We start from the raw sequence: 18,143 nt of genomic DNA on the forward strand, positions 1-18,143 counted from the left end.
TTATTTTTTATCAAAATCAAAATCTACTTTTGGAGCTTTTTCTGCACCAGCATCTGATTTAAATCTTGCAATTTCATTGAATCCAAATAATTTCGCAAAAATCACTGATGGAAAAGATTTGATTTTTTTGTCATAAATATTTACTGCGTCATTAAATCTATCTCTTTCTACATTTATTCTATTTTCTGTTCCTTCAATTTGAGACTGTAACTCTTTAAACGCATCCGTTGTTTTTAAATTTGGATATTGTTCCACAGAAACCAGAAGTCTAGACAAAGAACTCATCTCAGCACTTTTTGCTTGTTGAAATTGAGCCATTTGTTCTGGAGTAACATTTGTTGGGTCAATAGTAATTGATGTCGCTTTTGCACGAGCGTTAATAACCGCTTCTAATGTAGATTTTTCAAAATCTGCAGAACCTTTTACTGTTCTAACTAAATTATCAATCAAATCATTTCTTCTTTGATAAGAACTTTCTACTTTTGACCAAGCTGTTTTAGCGTCTGCTTGCACACTAACTAACCCATTGTAAGAGCTAATTGCAAATAAAACTAATACCGCAATAATTGCTACTGGAATTATCCACTTTCTCATAATTTTTAAAGTTTATTAATTGTTTATAGTTGATTTTTAATTGTGTTCAATTGTGCTTTAATCGTTTCTAGTTTTGAAATGATTTCAAATTTATCTAAGGTTTTTTTCTGACCTTCTTTCAAATGAGTTTTGGCACCTTCCAAAGTAAATCCACGCTCTTTTACCAAATGATAAATCAATTGCAAATTCTTTACATCTTCTGGTGTGAACATGCGATTTCCTTTAGCGTTTTTCTTTGGTTTTAGAATATCGAATTCTTTATCCCAAAAACGAATCAATGACGCATTCACGTTGAACGCTTTGGCAATTTCGCCAATGCTATAGTATCTTTTATTTGGTGCTAATTCTAAATGCATTTTTCAAGTTCAATTTTTAATTTTTGGAACACTGATTTAAGAAATTTAAAAAATTAAAATCACTCCCAACTTCCATCTCCTAACTCCCAACTCTAATCCAACGATTGGTTTTCTTGGTTCGCTAATTTTGAAATTTCTATATATTCTTTTGCTGAAATACTTCCGTAATAGAAATTCAGCGGATTTACACGTTCGCTTCCTTTGAAAACTTCATAGTGCAAATGCGGTGCCTGACTTCTTCCTGTACTTCCTACGTATCCAATAATATCTCCACGTTTTACTCTTTGACCAGGACGACAATTGTATTTACTCAAATGGGCATACAAGGTTTTGTAGCCATAACCATGATTAATTTCAATATGATTCCCGTAACCTGATAACGAAGCATCTGCTTTATACACTACTCCATCGCCAGTTGCGTAAATTGGTGTTCCGGTTCTAGCAGTAAAATCCATTCCGTAATGGAATTTTCTAATTTTAGTAAATGGGTCACTTCGATAACCATAACCCGAAGCCATTTGTTTTAAATCTTCATTCTTAACTGGTTGAATAGCTGGAATTGCCGCTAATAACTTCTCTTTCTGTTTTGCCAATGCTACAATTTCGTCTAATGATTTCGATTGAATTACCAATTCTTTCGTTAAAACGTCTACTCGTTTTGTAGTGTTTTCCATTAACTCCGAATTATTAAATCCTTGCAAATCTTTGTATCGATTAACGCCTCCAAAACCTGCTTTTCGTTCTTCTTCAGAAATAGGAGTGGTATTAAAATATATTCTGTAAATATTGTTATCTCTATTTTCAATCGCTTCTAAAACATCGTCCATCAAATCCAACTTTTTATTCAAAACGGTGTAATTTAATTTTAAGGCTTCAATTTCTCTAGCTTGAATTTTATCTTTTGGCGTTTCAAAATAACTGGTGTTAATCAATAGTAAAAAAATTAGAAATCCAAACAAAGCCGAAGACACTAAAAACAATACAACATAGCCAAACTTCTTCCTTTTTCTTGTCTGAATTCGTTTATACGCTAAATTTTCTGAATCGTAATAATATTTTACCTTCGACATATATGAAAATATACTATTTTTGTGCCAAATTTATTGATTGACATAGGTTATACGAACAAATTTAAGAAATGTTTCATTCTAAAGCTATTTATTTTTTAGTTGGACTATTTTTTTAAACATTTACTTTCGTTTCCGCATCACAATAAACAAATAAAAACAGATCTAAATTATTGATAATGAAATCGCAAGACATTCGTAAAGCATACCTGAATTTTTTTGAATCGAAAGGACATTTAATTGTTCCTTCTGCGCCAATCGTTTTAAAAGACGACCCAACTTTGATGTTCAACAACTCGGGAATGGCCCAATTCAAAGAATATTTCTTAGGCAATGGAACTCCAAAAAGTCCAAGAATAGCCGATACGCAAAAATGTCTTCGTGTTTCGGGAAAACACAATGATTTAGAAGATGTAGGTTTTGACACCTATCACCACACCATGTTTGAAATGCTTGGAAACTGGTCGTTTGGCGATTATTTCAAGAAAGAAGCATTGGCTTGGGCTTGGGAATTCTTAACTGAAGTTCTAAAATTAGACAAAGACCGTTTGTATGTTTCTGTTTTTGAAGGAAATCCAGCAGAGAATGTGCCGTTTGACCAAGAAGCATTTGATATTTGGAAACAATACGTTTCGGAAGACCGAATTATTTTAGGAAACAAAAAAGATAACTTCTGGGAAATGGGTGACCAAGGTCCGTGTGGTCCATGTTCAGAAATTCATATCGATTTGAGAACTGACGCTGAAAGAAATGCAGTTTCAGGAAGAGAATTAGTAAATGCTGATCATCCGCAAGTAGTGGAAATTTGGAACAACGTATTTATGGAATTCAACCGTAAAGCCGATGGTTCATTAGAAAAATTACCCGCACAACACGTAGATACCGGAATGGGATTTGAGCGTTTGTGCATGGCGATGCAAAATGTAACTTCAAATTACGATACAGATGTTTTCACACCGCTAATCGCGAAAGTCGAAGAAATTACAGGATTAAAATACACTTCTAACGAAGTTAAAAACATATCAGAAGAACAAAACAAAACCAACATTGCGATTCGTGTAATTGTAGACCACGTTCGTGCGGTGGCTTTCGCTATTGCTGATGGTCAATTGCCTTCTAACACAGGAGCGGGTTATGTAATTCGTAGAATTTTACGTCGTGCCATTCGTTACGGATTCACGTTTTTGGATACAAAAGAGCCTTTTATCAATCAATTAGTAGTGGTTTTAGCGAATCAAATGGGAGAATTTTTCCCAGAAATCAAATCGCAACAACAATTAGTTACCAATGTAATTCGTGAAGAAGAAGCTTCTTTTCTAAGAACCTTAGAACAAGGCATTCAATTGTTAGAAAATGTAATGCAAAATACTTCTGGAAAAGAAGTTTCTGGAGAAAAAGCATTCGAATTATATGATACTTTCGGATTTCCAATCGATTTAACAGCCTTAATTCTTAGAGAAAGAGGCTTTAGTTTAGACGAAGCAGGTTTCGAAACAGAATTACAAAAACAAAAAGCACGTTCACGTGCCGCTTCAGAAGTTTCTACAGAAGATTGGAATGTTTTAATTGAAGGAAATGTAGAAACGTTTGTAGGTTATGATCAAACCGAAAATGAAGTTAAAATTACTAGAATCCGAAAAGTCGATTCTAAAAAAGACGGGATTTTATATCAAATTGTTTTAGATAACACGCCTTTTTATCCAGAAGGTGGTGGACAAGTAGGCGATAAGGGAACGTTAGTTTCAGCCAATGAAACGATTGACATTATCGATACGAAAAAAGAAAACAACTTAATTTTACATTTCGCCAAACAATTACCAGAAAATGTAAATGCCGTTTTCACAGCGAAAGTCAATACCGATTTAAGAAGTGCTTCTTCTAAAAATCACTCAGCAACACACCTAATGCATTTGGCTTTACGATCGATTTTAGGAACACATGTAGAACAAAAAGGTTCGTTGGTTAACCCAAATTATTTACGTTTCGACTTTTCGCATTTTTCTAAAGTAACGGATGAAGAATTACGTCAAGTAGAAGCTTATGTAAATGCTAGAATTGAAGAGCAATTGCAATTGGTAGAACACAGAAATATTCCAATCCAACAAGCGATGGCGCAAGGTGCAATGGCATTATTTGGAGAGAAATATGGCGATAATGTTCGTATGATTGAATTTGGAGACAGTAAAGAATTATGTGGTGGAATTCACGTGAAAAACACCGCTGATATTTGGCATTTCAAAATTATTTCAGAAGGAGCTGTAGCGGCTGGAATTCGTCGTATAGAAGCGATTACGGGTGATGCGGTTAAAGATTTCTATAAAAATCAGGAAGATACTTTGGCTGAAATCAAAGAAGTATTGAAAAATCCACAAGATGTTTTAAAATCGGTAGCTTCATTGCAAGATGACAATGCTAAATTGAAAAAACAATTAGAGCAATTAGTTAAAGAAAAAATCGATGGATTAAAAAATAATCTAATTAACGATTTCCAAGAAGTAAACGGAATTAACTTTTTAGCCAAACAAGTAGATTTATCTATGAGTTCAACTAAAGATTTAGCGCAAGCTATTGGAACTTCTAAACCAAACGCATTTGTATTCTTAGCATCAATTGAAGATAATGCTCCAAATATTCACTGCTACATTTCAAAAGAATTAGTTGCTGAAAAAGGATCAAACGCTGGAAACGTCATCAGAGAATTAGGAAAACTAATAGACGGAAATGGTGGCGGACAACCTTTCTTTGCTTCAGGAAAAGGGAAAAATGTAGGTGGAATTAAAGAAGCTTTGGATAAAGCAATAACGTTTGTGAAATAAAAAAGAAACATTCTAAATTATTAAAAAAAACCTACATTGAGATACAATCTTTGTAGGTTTTTTTTTATTTTAGCAACAAATTAAAGAAAACAAAAAATGAAAAAAACTTTTGTTATAATATTTTTATCAACAATCAATTTATTTTATTCGCAAGACAAAACAATTAGTTTTAATGTTAAAAAAGGGGAAGAACTTCTTCAATATAAAATTTCCAAACAAGGTCAACCTTTTATTGTTATGGGGAAAGAAGGCAAAGATTTGACAATTATAAGCTATGATAGTTTATTAAACTTAAATTATGAAAAATCTTTTAAATCCAGTTACAAAGGACTTCCTGGCTTTTTTGGAAGAGGAATGTATAGTTCTCCAATATATTATGATTTAAGAGTTTCTATAGATGGCAAATATGCAGTTTCTGAAAATGACAAAAAGATATTTTATCCTGATGGCAGAATAATTGATACTAAAATCGAAAGTTTTTTCTATCCAAAAGATATAGATCATAACTCTAGCTTTATCTCAAATGAAAACTTATGCATTATTGGGAAAGAAATGATAGAAGTTAAAAAAGGTAAATATGAAAAAAGTGATAACTCTATTTTCTTATTCAGAAATTTAAATGATTTGAATGTTAAGAAAACAGAATTTAAAACTCCTAAAATAGAAAGTAATCAAGAAGTACTTAAATGGGGCCTTTCAAGTTACCATAAAAACTTCTTTTTTATGGTTAACAAAGAATTAAACAAAGAGAGAACAAATGATAAATACAACATTGTTAAATATGACTACAACGGTGAAATACTTTCATTAAAAAGCGTAGAAATTAAACTTAATAAAAAATATTTCACAGCTTCTTTTAATGGTTTTGGAGCTTATGCAATCTCATACACAGGTATGGCAAGTAGACATGAAATGTCTTCCACTGCAACAGGAAATATTTACACAGATTTAAAAAATAACGACTTTTACATTTATGGTCTTTATACAAATGATAAAGACAATGATTTTTATCAATCTACTTTTGGAGGTTTTTATATTCATAAATTTAATTCTGAAGGAGAATTGATTTGGAAAATGGAAAAACCAATTGTAGACACTAAAGATTTTAATAAAAATTCTTTGTGTTTTCATATGCAAGTTGATTTTTACAATTTAAATAACGGACAAATAGGATTTGCAATTAGCAAAAGTAACAACAGTAACTTTGCTCACTTATTCTCATTAAACGAAAAAGATGGTAAGATTATAAAATCAAAAAAAATCGAATTTAAAGTTAATGATTTAATGAGAGAAGGTATAAAGAATGGTTCTTTTCCAACTGGTTTTAATTCTGAAACCATAATCGGAAAAAACAATGGTAATATTGAAACTCTATTTAGTACTTTTTTCAATCCTAAAATTGAATCTTTTTTTAAAAAAAATAAAGCAACAAAACTAAATTACAAAACAAATATTACAGAAAATGGAGTTTTCTTAATAGAAGAAGACAACAAAAACAATAAATTTAGAATTCTAAAATTTAATAATTAACAAAAAAAAATGAAAAAACTACTTTATCTATTTAGCGCAGTTGCGCTAACTTTAACTTCTTGTTCAAGTGAAGATGATTCTAACAATAATTCTTCCGACGTCACATTAATAAAAAAAATTATTCTAACATCTGATGATGAAGAAGATGATTCTTATTGGAACAATACAATAATCTTCACTTATAATGGAACTAAACTAGTTGAATCTAGAGAAGATGATAACTATAAAACTGTATATACTTACACTGGGGATTTAATTACTAAAATTGAATATTTTGACGGAACAGTTTTAGATGAGTATGATCTATTTTCTTACAACTCAAGTGGTAAATTAATAGAATATCGCTCTATTGGAAATGATTTTGAAGAAAAGTTTACTTATACTTATAATAGTGATGGAACTGTTTCCGTTAACGAATATCAAGGAACAATTGGCAGTCCTACTCTGGTTCCGAGTTCACCTTACACATACACTTTTACAAATAACGAATTAACAGCTGATGATGACAGTATTTTTGTATATGAAGACAAAAATAACCCTTTTATGAATGTAACCGGATTTAAGGAATTAATGCTTCCTGAATTTGCTGATGACTATATGATTGCTTTTGGAAGAAACAAAATGATGACATCAACTTATGATGAGAGTAATACCTCTGAAGGGATTTTTGCAACTCATACTTACAATTCAAGTAATTTCCCTACATCATCTGTTATAAATGCTAATTTTACATTAGGTTCATTTATTGGAACTGTTAATGTTCAATATTTCTACAACTAATTATTAAAAAAATAATGAATCCCGATAAGCTTCAAACCTTATCGGGATTTTTTTTATTCTACCACTGCAATCGCCTCAATCTCAATCAACCATTCTTTTCTTCCTAAACTTTCTACACCGACTAAAGTGCTTGCTGCATAATTTTCATTTCCAAGAAATTCTTTTCTGACTTTTCTAAAAATCGGTAAATCGATTTCTGGATTAAAATTTACGACATAGGTATTCATTTTTACTACATCTTTAAATGTAGCATTACAATTAGAAAGTTGTTTTTTTAAATTTTGAAAAGTTGTTATAGTTTGAGCTTCTAAATCTACTCCATCACCTATTTGTCCAGAAATGTAAAGTGTTTTGAAATTTCCAGTTTTTACTACTACGGTTTGAGTAAAAATAATGATTTTTTGTAAAAAGTAGTTTAAATTTGAACTTTAAACCCGACTGATTTGCAATTCACAACCAAAATACCTGTTCAAAAAAGCAGCTTTCCAATCGATTATGATTCGAAAATCATGTTATTGGGTTCGTGTTTTGCAGAAAATATGGGAGAAAAATTTCAATATTTTAAATTTCAATCGATTACGAATCCATTTGGGATTATTTTTAATGCTGTTTCTTTAGAAAAGTTAATTCGTCGTTCTGTTGAGAACAGAATGTTCACCGAAAACGATATTTTCTTTCATAACGATTTATGGCATTGTTTTGAAGTGCATTCTGAATTATCAAATCCAGATAAAGATGCATTTTTAGAATCTTTAAACGATTTAATCCGTTTAACAAATCAACAATTAAACGATTCAACACACATTATAATTACACTAGGGACTTCTTGGGTGTATCGAAACATAGAATCCAACGAAATTGTTGCCAATTGTCATAAAGTCCCACAAAAACAGTTTAAGAAAGAATTGCTTTCAATAAATCAAACAGAAGAAAGTTTGCAAAATATTGTTAGTTTCATTCATTCGGTGAATCCAAATTGTAATTTCATTTTTACGGTTTCGCCAGTGCGTCACATCAAAGATGGTTTTGTTGAAAACACTTTGAGTAAAGCACATTTGGTTGCAGCAATTCACAAAACAATCACCAATAACCCATCACTCATCACCTATTTCCCAGCTTATGAAATTATGATGGATGAGTTACGTGATTATCGTTTTTATGCTGAAGATATGTTGCACCCGAATCAAACTGCAATCGATTATATTTGGATTCAATTCTTTGAAAATTATATTTCAGAATCTGAATTTGGATTGATGAATGAGATTTGCTCTATTCAAAAAGGATTAAAACACCGACCTTTTAACCCAAATACAGAAAGTCATCAAAAATTCTTAAATCAACTCGATTTAAAAATCCAAACCATCCAAAATCAGCATCCTTTTATAAAATTTTGTTAAAATACGGCAATTGTCGTATTTCAGAAGTTTTTGCTTTTTGTGAATTTTGACTAATCAATAATAACAAAAATTCACACTCATGAAAACTTTAAAATTATCCTCAGTAGTTTATCTATTTGTTTTATTTTTAGCTACTACAAATTCTTTTTCACAAAAATTAATTAACGCCAACGAAGTAACTCCTGCTTTTTTAAAAGAAACTTTTGACAATGCTTACATTGAAGTACTTGAAGTAAAAGATACTTATATTAAAGTTAAAGATGTTTACACCATTTATTTAGATATTGACGCTAACAAAAGATATGTTACTCTTAGTGGTGTTTATAATTTAGTTGAAGGAACTACTAAAAGAGATGCGTTAGATTTAGTTAATAAATTAAACGCTGAAGTAGCGTTAATAAAAGTGTATTATTCTGAATCAACGAACTCTATCACCTATTACTACTACTTCTGGACAGAAGGTGGTTTTACTCAAAAATCATTAATCGGTGCGCTTCGCTTATACAAAACAGCATTAAATCTTTCTTTAGATAAAGATACCGCTAAACTGATTAAATAATTTGTTTTTTATAGTTTGATTACGGAAAAGCGGATTGTCATTTGGCAATTCGCTTTTTTTAAATACGTCAAATGTCGTATAGGAAATAGTGCCGTTTTGAACGAATTTTACATAATAATTAAAACCTGAGTTATGTCTAAATTATTTCTTTCCATCGAATCTATGAGTCAAAAGAAAGAATTTATTATTGTTCTTTTTAGACTATTCGTTTTACTTTGCTTACTATTGAATGTTTATAATCTTATCTACGTATTGCATTAATTTCAACGTACTTTAAATTTGATTTTATACATTTATAGTAATAATGATTCAATTTTAAAATGAAGAACACTATAACATACCTGTTTGCATTATTTTTTTCTCTGCTATTTACTTTTAGCTGGAGCCAAACCTATACTATAAAACAAATAGATTCGGTTTTAAATATGCCATACGATGATATTGTTGCGAATACTTCCAAGTCATTACAACTGTTTAATAAAGTTTTATCGGATGCTAAAAAACAAAACTACAAATTAGGTGTTGCCAACAGTTACGATAAAATGGCGCTATGTTATTTTTATCAAAATAAATATGACTTACAAGCCAAATACATTTTCATGGCAATTGATTATTTTAATCAGTTAAAGCAATACAACAAAGTAGCTTCGCTTTACGGAAGTTATGGTTATCATTTAAAAAGACGCAATTTAGATTCTGGAATTTTGTACATGCAAAAAGGATTAAAAATTGGAGAAAAACACAATTCAGAATACGAACTAAGAGCTATTTATGACAACTACGGCGTTTTAAAAGAAATGAAAAAAGAGTACGACAGTGCTTTTTTGTTCTACAATAAATCGCTGACTTTAAAAGAAAAAGCAAATGATAAAATTGGAATTCCGTATAGTTTGAATAAAATTGGAATGCTTCAATTAACCTTAAAACAATTTGCTAAAGCGAAACAAAATTTAGACAAAGCCTATAAAATTCGATTAGAAATTGACGACAAAATTGGAATTGCCGAAAACCTAAATTTCTATGGTTACTATTATTTTGAAACCAAAGACAATCAAAAATCGATTGACTTTTTCAATAAAGCATTGATTTATAGTAAAACTTATAATTACAATTATTTGACTCAAGATAATTATCAAAAACTATCTGAATTATATGAATTGAGTTCTGATTATAAAACGGCATTAGATAATTTTAAAAACTATACTACTTACAAAGATAGTATTTCAAATATTAACCTCAGAATTAAACAAGCCGAGCTTGATACTGAATTTGACACTGAACGAAAAGAGAAAGAAATTTTAGAACAGAAAGCCAACTTAGCTGTAAAAAACACTTACATAGTAATCATTATTTCACTTCTAATTTTATCTATAATCGTAGGTTATTTTATGCTAAAAAATCAAAAAATGAAAACGCTTCAATTGCAAAAAGAAAACGAATTAAAAGATGCGTTATTAAAAATCGAAACTCAAAATCGTCTTCAGGAACAAAGACTTCAAATTTCGAGAGATCTGCATGATAACATTGGAGCTCAACTTACTTTCATTATTTCTTCTGTAGATTCTTTAAAATATGCGTTTGCCGATGGAAATCCGAAGTTAGAAGATAAATTAAATGATATTAGCTCGTTTACCAAAGAAACCATCTACGAATTAAGAGATACGATTTGGGCCATGAATAAAGAAGCAATTACGATTGAAGATTTAAAAACTAGAATTTCAAATTTTATTGATAATGCCCAACTTTCATTGAACGGAATTCAATTTAATTTCAATTTCAATACAAAATCGTTTCAATCGTTTAGTTCTAGAGACGGGATGAATATTTATCGTTTGATACAAGAAGCGGTAAATAATGCTATAAAACATGCAAAAGCAAGTCAAATTGACGTATCTTTAACTGAGTCGGACAATAAAATCAATGTTATTATTTCAGACAACGGAAAAGGATTTGATTTGGCTACAGCCGAAATTGGAAATGGATTAAATACCATGAAAAAAAGAGCTTCCGAATTAAAAGGAGATTTCAAAATTGACACTAACGAACATGGAACTAAAATATATTTAGGCTTACCAAATCAAAACGAATTATAATTCAAGGATGCAAAAAGTAATCAAAACTGTTATCGTAGACGACAATACGTTCCTAATAAAAGCTATTCAGGAAAAACTTTCCTTTTTTGATGATATTCAAATAAAATTTACTGCTTTAGACGGTTCTGATTTACTGACTAAAATAAGTAACAATCATAACATCGATGTGATTTTAATGGATATCGACATGCCTGTTTTAAACGGAATTGAAGCCACCGAAATCATAAAAAACAAATATCCGCATATAAAAGTTATTATGTTGACTGTTTTTGATAATGATGAAAATATTTTTAATGCAATCAAAGCAGGAGCTGATGGTTATTTATTGAAAGAAGTGGAACCTAAAACATTATACGAAGGCATTATCGATACTCTAAACGGAGGCGCAGCTATGAATCCATCAATTGCATTAAAAACATTAAAATTACTTCGTAATCCAATAGATTTAGACAATAAAAAAGAAGAAGAAATCATCAAATTATCAGCACGAGAAATAGATGTTTTAGAACAACTTAGCAAGGGTTTAAATTATATTAACATTGCTGAGAATTTATTTTTATCTCCGGCAACGGTAAGAAAACACATTGAAAATATTTACACAAAACTTCAAGTTCACAATAAATTAGAAGCCGTTCAAAAAGCCAAGAAGAACAATCTAATTTAAAAAAATACGTTATTTGACGTATTGATTTTAGATTCAAAATCTTGCAATTTTACCACATTATAAATTTGACAAAATGAAGCGGACTGTTGGTACATTTATAAGAAAAAACAAAATGACCATGATTATAGTAATCATAGTCATTCTGTTCTTGTTATTGAATTGTTATAATATTTTGTATTGCAATTAACTGTTTACGATTTCAATTTCTAATTGCACGTTTTCCCAATCTTCTAATAATTGTTCTAACTCTTTTTTCTTCTTTTCATAAGCTGCAAAAAACATAGCATCTTCAATATGTTTATCATAGTTAGAAGCTAACGCCTTATCATCGGCTTGAATGTCTTTTTCTAATTGCTGAATTTGACTTTCAATTTTGCTTAATTTATTCTGAAGTGCTTTCGCTTTCTTTTGGTCTTCGTAAGAGATATTTTTTACTGTTTTATCAGCACTTGTATTTACTACGACATCTTTCTTTTCAATTTCACGCATATTCATAGCGTTTTTCTGTTCCAAGAAGAAATTTATGTCGCCCAAATATTCTCTGATTTTTTGATCTTTGAATTCGTACACAATATTAGACATTCCTTGCAAGAAATCACGGTCGTGAGACACAAGCAATAAAGTTCCTTCAAACTGCTTTAAAGCGGCTTTTAAAACGTTTTTAGACTTAATATCCAAGTGATTCGTTGGCTCATCCATCACTAGAACATTAATCGGTTGTAAAAGCAATTTACAAAGTGCCAAACGATTTCGTTCTCCTCCAGAAAGTACTTTTACTTTTTTCTCTACATCGTCGCCACGGAACAAGAACGAACCTAACATATCGCGCACTTTTGAACGATTCGTATCGGTTGCAGCTTCTAACATCGTATCTAACAAAGTTTTTTCACCATCTAAATATTCAGCTTGATTTTGAGCGAAGTAACCTAATTGTACGTTATGTCCAAGTTTGATGGTTCCTTCGTATTCAAATTCATTTACAATCGCTTTCATAAACGTTGATTTACCTTGACCATTTTGTCCAACGAAAGCAACTTTACTTCCACGTTCTACTAAAAGCGAAATATCTTTCAAGATAACTTTATCGCCATAGGCTTTGGTAACGTGTTCGGCCTCTACCACAACTCTTCCTGGCGTTTGCGATACTGGAAACGAAATATTCATCACCGAATTGTCGTCTTCATCCACTTCAATTCGCTCTACTTTATCTAATTTTTTAATCAACGACTGAGCCATCGATGCTTTAGAAGCTTTTGCTCTAAATTTCTCGATTAACTTTTCAGTCTCTTCAATTTTCTTGGCTTGATTTTTTTGGGTTGCCAATTGCTTTTCGCGAATTTCCTGACGCAATACTAAATATTCTGAATACGGTTTACTAAAATCGTATGCTTTTCCTAAAGAAATTTCGATAGTTCGATTCGTTACATTATCCAAAAACATTTTATCATGCGAAACGATTACGACAACTCCAGTGAAATTTCGTAAAAAACCTTCTAACCAAATAATACTTTCAATATCTAAGTGATTCGTTGGCTCATCTAAAAGTAAAATATCGTTTGATTGCAATAACAATTTTGCTAATTCAATACGCATTCTCCATCCACCCGAAAAAGTATCGGTTTGATTGTCGAAATCCTCTCTTTTGAATCCAAGACCTAAAAGAATTTTCTCGGTATCTCCAACATAGTTATAACCACCAAGAACTTCATAATGATGCGTAACATCGCTTAATTCTTCAATTAAATCTGAATATTCTTGACTTTCATAATCGGTTCTAGTAACTAATTGGTGATTGATTTCATCAATTCTAAATTCGGCACGTTTAATTTCTTCAAAAGCCATATAGGCTTCTTCTAAAACCGTTCTTCCTTTAACAAAATCAATATCCTGACGAAGAAATCCGATTTTAACTTCTTTCTCTGTAGCAATAGTTCCACTATCAGGTTTAAAATCTCCTGCAAGCATTTTCAACATAGTTGATTTTCCTGCACCATTTTTCCCAACAAGTCCTACTCTATCTCCAGAACCTAATCTAAAAGTTACTTCTTCAAAAAGATAGGTTCCACCAAATGAAACCGATAAATTATGTATGTTTAGCATTTAATAAGTTTAAAATGTTTAATTGTTTATGAGTTTAAGAGTTATAATTAACTCAATTTACCATTAAACAAATTGATTACTGTTACAATTGTTACACATAGAATTGTTAGTTATTGTACCTTTGTGTAAAATATTTTGCAAATGTTAAAAAAAGGATCCAAATTAAATAGTATTTTAACAGGAAGTTGTCCTACTTGCCATGAAGAAAGCATGTATTTAGACAAAAATCCGTATAATGTTCTAAATGTGTACAAAATGCATGAAAATTGCAGTCATTGTGGAACTAAATATAAAATTGAACCCTCATTTTTTTATGGGGCTATGTATGTGAGTTATGCCTTAGGAATTGCATTTGGCGTAGCTGCATTTATTATCACTTATTTCTTTATTGGAGAAAAGAATTTGGTAAACAATTTCATTGTCATTATCATAACATTAATTGTTTTCATGCCCGTAATTATGCGTTTATCGAGAAACATCTGGATAAATATGTTTATGAGTTACGATAAGGATTGGAAACAACACAAAGGTGAAAAGAAAGCCACACTTAGATAAATAAAAAACCGAAACAAATTAGTTTCGGTTTTTTTTATAACATCTTATTATATCAATTTCTTTTTCCAAAGGAATATTATTTTCTATATGCTGAAATAACTCATTAGCCAAATAAGGTCCGAGCATTACACCTCGAGTTCCTAAACCGTTTAAAACATGCAAATGCGAATATTCTGGATGAGTACCAACTAATGGCCTTCTGTCTTTAACTGTAGGACGAACACCAGCAAAATGCTTCACAACTTCAAAATCGCATGATATTAATTCGGATAATTTTTCGATTAATTCCTGTTTTCCTTCCTCTGTTGGAGTATTGGTTTTGTCTTTCCAATCGTATGTAGCTCCAACTTTGTATAAATCATTACCAATTGGGAGAATAAACACACTTGATTTTATAACAACATCTAAATCTAAATTTGGTGCTTTAATGATGAGTAACTCACCTTTTGTACCATCCAAAGGCAAATCGTTAAAATATGGATTAGCATGTAATCCAAAACCTTCAGCAAAAATGATATGTTTGGCTTTTATTTCTTTATATTGAATTCCGTTTTCTAAAAATTCAATTACGTCATAATTAAAACCTTCGTTAGAAAAGCAATATAGTGATTTCAGATAATTTGAATACGCTTCAATCAAAGTTGAAATTTCCAAATAACCGGTATGATTTACTTTTCCATAGTGAAATGGGGAAGCAATATTTTCATAAGAAGTTGTAACTAATTTAGCATCTAAAAAGGGAGCTAAATTTGGCTTATCTGCAGCTTGAAACCAATTATTTTGCTCTTCAACTGAATACAATTTTCGAAGAATTGGCAATTCAAAATCGAAGACTACATTCAATTTAGATTGAATTTTATGGTATAAAGGAAAAGCGAAATCAATTTGCTCCTTTGCTTTCCATACTTCACTGAATCTTTTTAAAACTACTGGGTTATATAATCCACCAGCAACACGAGAAGAAGGTTGCGAATTGTTATCAAAAACAAAAATTGTTTTATTGTTTTGCAAAGCAATTTCTGCAAATGAAATTCCTGCTAAACCATTTCCAACGATTATAAAATCTATCATGGTGTAAAATTAAAAAACTCTTACCAAATGGTAAGAGTTTTATTAAATGAAATTGGAGAAATATTATTAATAATTCCACATATCTTGTTCGAAGTCACGAATCTTTTCTTTTACACGATCCGATTCTAACAATTGCATTTGAGCGTTTTCTTTCATGTAGTCAGCAATCTTACGGTCTCCGTAAACATTTTCTTCTAAATAAATCATACCGCTAAAACGACGAGCGTTTAACATATGGTCAAAAGAAAATGGCATTGCCGAGTTTCTGTTATTAAAAGCTTTTGCTTCATGAAGAATATCTCTTGTTGAAGGGAAATAAACCCAGAACAAATCGATATATTCTAATTCAGCATCACTATTTTTCTTAGAGAAAACATCAGGAACAACAGGACAAATACCTAATAAACGGTACTTTAATTCCCCTTGTCTTTTATCAAAATACCAATATCCAACTATTCTGTAAGCTGTTACATCATAAGCTTCGATTTCAGTTTTTCTGATATACTCCTCATCAATTTTTTTGGTACCTTTTCTATAAGCATCCATATCTTCATTCATTTGCTCACGACCAACATCTGTTGTATCTACAGTATACAATGAAGATTCGATATCTTTAAGGGTTTTCTTAGTAGTAAAATAACTTGAGTCATAAACTTCAGTAATTTTACCTTCTTTGATACCATTAATTAAGACATTGTAAAGAGGTCTTCTATCTGGAGATGACATAACATCACCATCTACAGGAAAGTAAAGAGGAAAATTAACTCTTTCATCAAGATCTACATATTCCCAAATACGTTTTCCCATTAAGATATCTCTATCATGAACATACCCATAAGGCAACGGTTTGTCATTATCAGCACTTAATTCTGCTTCTGTTTTTTTCCCGATTTGATCAGGTGTTTTAGCATTTAATAAGTTTGACTGAGCAAAAGTAGTAGCGCTTAAACCTAATACTAAAATTGCAATACTATTTCTCCAATTCATTTTATTCATTTTTTATTTGGTTTAAAAAGATAAACTCAAATTAATTTAAATTATTGTATTTCGTAAGTACAAATTGATACTTTTTTAGCCATCTGATCAATACCTTGGAAACTAGCTTTAATCTCAGAAATAACTACAACATCACCTTTTTGTGCTTTTGCAATTGCAGATTTAGCTCTACCATCCATTCTATTACCAGAAACTACAATTGTAGGTTGTCCTGGAACTTTAACGTTAAATTGTGTTACGTTAACAGTAACAGGGAAGTCGAAATCTTCCATAACAGCAGTAACTGTACAAACCTCTAAGTTAGATTTTGGACCTTTATTCTTTTCAGAACCACCAACTTTTCCAGTTGGAGCAGGTAAACCTTTAATTCTAAATACTTGAGCACTTGACATTGCTTTACCATCAGGCATAGTAGCATTTACGTTAATTTTAACTTCGCTACCAGCTCCTGGTTTTAACATAAATTTACCATCACCAACTTTAGACATTCCTGGAGCACTAGCATTTACTTTATTAGAAGCAATACCTGGAACAGAAATAGAAATTGGATTAGGAACTCCACGGTAAACAACATTCATCTTATCAGCTGAAATGATAGCTTGGTTAGGACGAGGAACAACAACATAAGTTCCTTCGAATTTTAATGGAATTTCTTTACCATCTTCTAAGAATCCGAACTCTCCAGAAATAGTTTGCTCTCCAACATTACCAGCAGTCATAGAGATAACAGCTTGACCGTTTTCAATTTTACCAGGACCTTTGAAAGATGTTGGTTGAGTATTAGCATCATAACGACCTAAAACTACTTTTCCTTTAACAGCTTCACCTTGGAAATAAGCATTTTTCTCTAAAACTACAATAGCTTGAAAGTTTTTCATAGAAGCTGCAGATTTTAATGCATTTCCTAAGAATAAGTTGTATGCTCCAGCTTCTGTATTTTTAACATCATTCTGCATAGCAGTTAAAAATGTTAAAGTAGAAACTGCAGGGAAACCTTTAGTTTTATAATCTAAAAATTTAACTTTAACACCTTCTCTGTTAGTAATATCACCTGTTGAGAATTTTTTCTCAATCTCTTTAATAAAAGGAATGTATTTTACATCATTTCCTAATACTTTTTTGATATCAGCAACATACTTGTCAATTTTAGAAACGATTTCAGTTCCTCTTGGACTATATCCATCTCCTTGAAACCATTTTTCGTCAATAGTTGATTTGTCCATTGATTCGAAAGGTAATTTACCAGTTTCATCTGGTTCGATACCTTCAGTAACTTCAGCTTTTACAGATTCTAAAAAAGTAGAAAATTCTTTTGAAATTTTAGCAACTTCTTTAGCTTTTTTTGCAGGCTCAGCATATTTTGCTGGCTCATCTGCAGCCTTAGTATTTAATGCAGATAACAAAGTCTCGTTAGACTGATCTGTTAATTTGTTTGATTCTGTAAATTTGTCATTAAAGTTACCAAAAGCCGTTAATACTTCTTTTGACATATTTAATGCCAACATTGCGATGAAAACCAAGTACATTAGGTTAATCATCTTCTGTCTAGGGGTTAATTTTCCTCC

16 protein-coding genes are annotated in these 18,143 nt (G+C 30.9%); 8 read left to right on the forward strand and 8 right to left on the reverse strand.

Translation table 11 applies throughout. The features are described from left to right. The 3 genes from L6Q46_RS09270 to L6Q46_RS09280 form a co-directional block, all read right to left on the reverse strand. Nucleotides 1–594 (reverse strand): LemA family protein, encoded by a 594-nt coding sequence (locus L6Q46_RS09270; protein WP_291284065.1) that lies wholly within the window; start codon nucleotides 592–594, stop codon nucleotides 1–3. Between the two features lie 23 nt (nucleotides 595–617). Further along, nucleotides 618–950 carry a MerR family transcriptional regulator gene (locus L6Q46_RS09275; RefSeq protein ID WP_026724163.1) on the reverse strand — a complete coding sequence of 111 codons (333 nt, stop codon included), beginning with the start codon at nucleotides 948–950 and terminating at the stop codon, nucleotides 618–620. 92 nt (nucleotides 951–1,042) lie between these two features. Then, nucleotides 1,043–2,020, reverse strand: a complete 978-nt coding sequence (locus L6Q46_RS09280; RefSeq protein WP_111565992.1) for a M23 family metallopeptidase — start codon at nucleotides 2,018–2,020, stop codon at nucleotides 1,043–1,045. 176 nt (nucleotides 2,021–2,196) lie between these two features. Between L6Q46_RS09280 and alaS the strand changes: the two genes are divergently transcribed. The 3 genes from alaS to L6Q46_RS09295 all read left to right on the forward strand — a co-directional run bounded on the left by alaS (nucleotide 2,197) and on the right by L6Q46_RS09295 (nucleotide 7,143). Continuing rightward, nucleotides 2,197–4,833, forward strand: a complete 2,637-nt coding sequence (alaS, locus tag L6Q46_RS09285) for an alanine--tRNA ligase (protein ID WP_291284066.1) — start codon at nucleotides 2,197–2,199, stop codon at nucleotides 4,831–4,833. 96 nt (nucleotides 4,834–4,929) lie between these two features. Continuing rightward, entirely contained in the window at nucleotides 4,930–6,363 is a 1,434-nt protein-coding gene (locus L6Q46_RS09290; RefSeq protein ID WP_291284067.1) for a hypothetical protein, read from the forward strand. Between the two features lie 9 nt (nucleotides 6,364–6,372). Further along, entirely contained in the window at nucleotides 6,373–7,143 is a 771-nt protein-coding gene (locus L6Q46_RS09295; protein WP_291284068.1) for a hypothetical protein, read from the forward strand. 53 nt (nucleotides 7,144–7,196) lie between these two features. Here the strand turns inward: L6Q46_RS09295 and L6Q46_RS09300 are convergent, their stop codons facing one another. Then, nucleotides 7,197–7,541, reverse strand: a complete 345-nt coding sequence (locus L6Q46_RS09300; RefSeq protein WP_363315874.1) for a RidA family protein — start codon at nucleotides 7,539–7,541, stop codon at nucleotides 7,197–7,199. 45 nt (nucleotides 7,542–7,586) lie between these two features. Here L6Q46_RS09300 and L6Q46_RS09305 point away from each other — a divergent pair, with 45 nt between their 5' ends. The 4 genes from L6Q46_RS09305 (at nucleotide 7,587) to L6Q46_RS09320 (ending at nucleotide 11,856) form a co-directional block, all read left to right on the forward strand. Then, nucleotides 7,587–8,540: a GSCFA domain-containing protein gene (locus L6Q46_RS09305; protein ID WP_291284069.1), complete on the forward strand. Its 954-nt coding sequence runs from the start codon at nucleotides 7,587–7,589 to the stop codon at nucleotides 8,538–8,540. Nucleotides 8,541–8,619: 79 nt separating this feature from the next. Next, on the forward strand, nucleotides 8,620–9,099 hold the full coding sequence (locus L6Q46_RS09310; protein WP_291284070.1) for a YbjN domain-containing protein: 480 nt from the start codon (nucleotides 8,620–8,622) through the stop codon (nucleotides 9,097–9,099). 320 nt (nucleotides 9,100–9,419) lie between these two features. Continuing rightward, entirely contained in the window at nucleotides 9,420–11,192 is a 1,773-nt protein-coding gene (locus L6Q46_RS09315) for a sensor histidine kinase (protein WP_291284071.1), read from the forward strand. A 7-nt stretch (nucleotides 11,193–11,199) separates the two neighbouring features. After that, nucleotides 11,200–11,856, forward strand: coding sequence for a response regulator transcription factor (locus tag L6Q46_RS09320; RefSeq protein ID WP_291284072.1), 657 nt, complete (start codon nucleotides 11,200–11,202; stop codon nucleotides 11,854–11,856). Nucleotides 11,857–12,039: 183 nt separating this feature from the next. Here L6Q46_RS09320 and L6Q46_RS09325 read toward each other — a convergent pair whose 3' ends face one another. Beyond that, on the reverse strand, nucleotides 12,040–13,956 hold the full coding sequence (locus tag L6Q46_RS09325; protein ID WP_291284073.1) for an ABC-F family ATP-binding cassette domain-containing protein: 1,917 nt from the start codon (nucleotides 13,954–13,956) through the stop codon (nucleotides 12,040–12,042). A 141-nt stretch (nucleotides 13,957–14,097) separates the two neighbouring features. Here L6Q46_RS09325 and L6Q46_RS09330 point away from each other — a divergent pair, with 141 nt between their 5' ends. Beyond that, nucleotides 14,098–14,511, forward strand: coding sequence for a DUF983 domain-containing protein (locus L6Q46_RS09330; protein WP_291284074.1), 414 nt, complete (start codon nucleotides 14,098–14,100; stop codon nucleotides 14,509–14,511). A gap of 18 nt (nucleotides 14,512–14,529) precedes the next feature. Here the strand turns inward: L6Q46_RS09330 and L6Q46_RS09335 are convergent, their stop codons facing one another. The 3 genes from L6Q46_RS09335 to gldM all read right to left on the reverse strand — a co-directional run. Continuing rightward, entirely contained in the window at nucleotides 14,530–15,582 is a 1,053-nt protein-coding gene (locus L6Q46_RS09335; RefSeq protein ID WP_291284075.1) for an FAD-dependent oxidoreductase, read from the reverse strand. 66 nt (nucleotides 15,583–15,648) lie between these two features. Beyond that, on the reverse strand, nucleotides 15,649–16,569 hold the full coding sequence (gldN, locus tag L6Q46_RS09340; protein ID WP_291284076.1) for a gliding motility protein GldN: 921 nt from the start codon (nucleotides 16,567–16,569) through the stop codon (nucleotides 15,649–15,651). A gap of 50 nt (nucleotides 16,570–16,619) precedes the next feature. Continuing rightward, on the reverse strand, nucleotides 16,620–18,143 hold a 1,524-nt coding region (gene gldM / locus L6Q46_RS09345), incomplete at its 5' end, for a gliding motility protein GldM (protein WP_291284077.1).

The organism is Flavobacterium sp., from assembly GCF_023151265.1.
In the GTDB taxonomy this organism is placed as follows: domain Bacteria; phylum Bacteroidota; class Bacteroidia; order Flavobacteriales; family Flavobacteriaceae; genus Flavobacterium.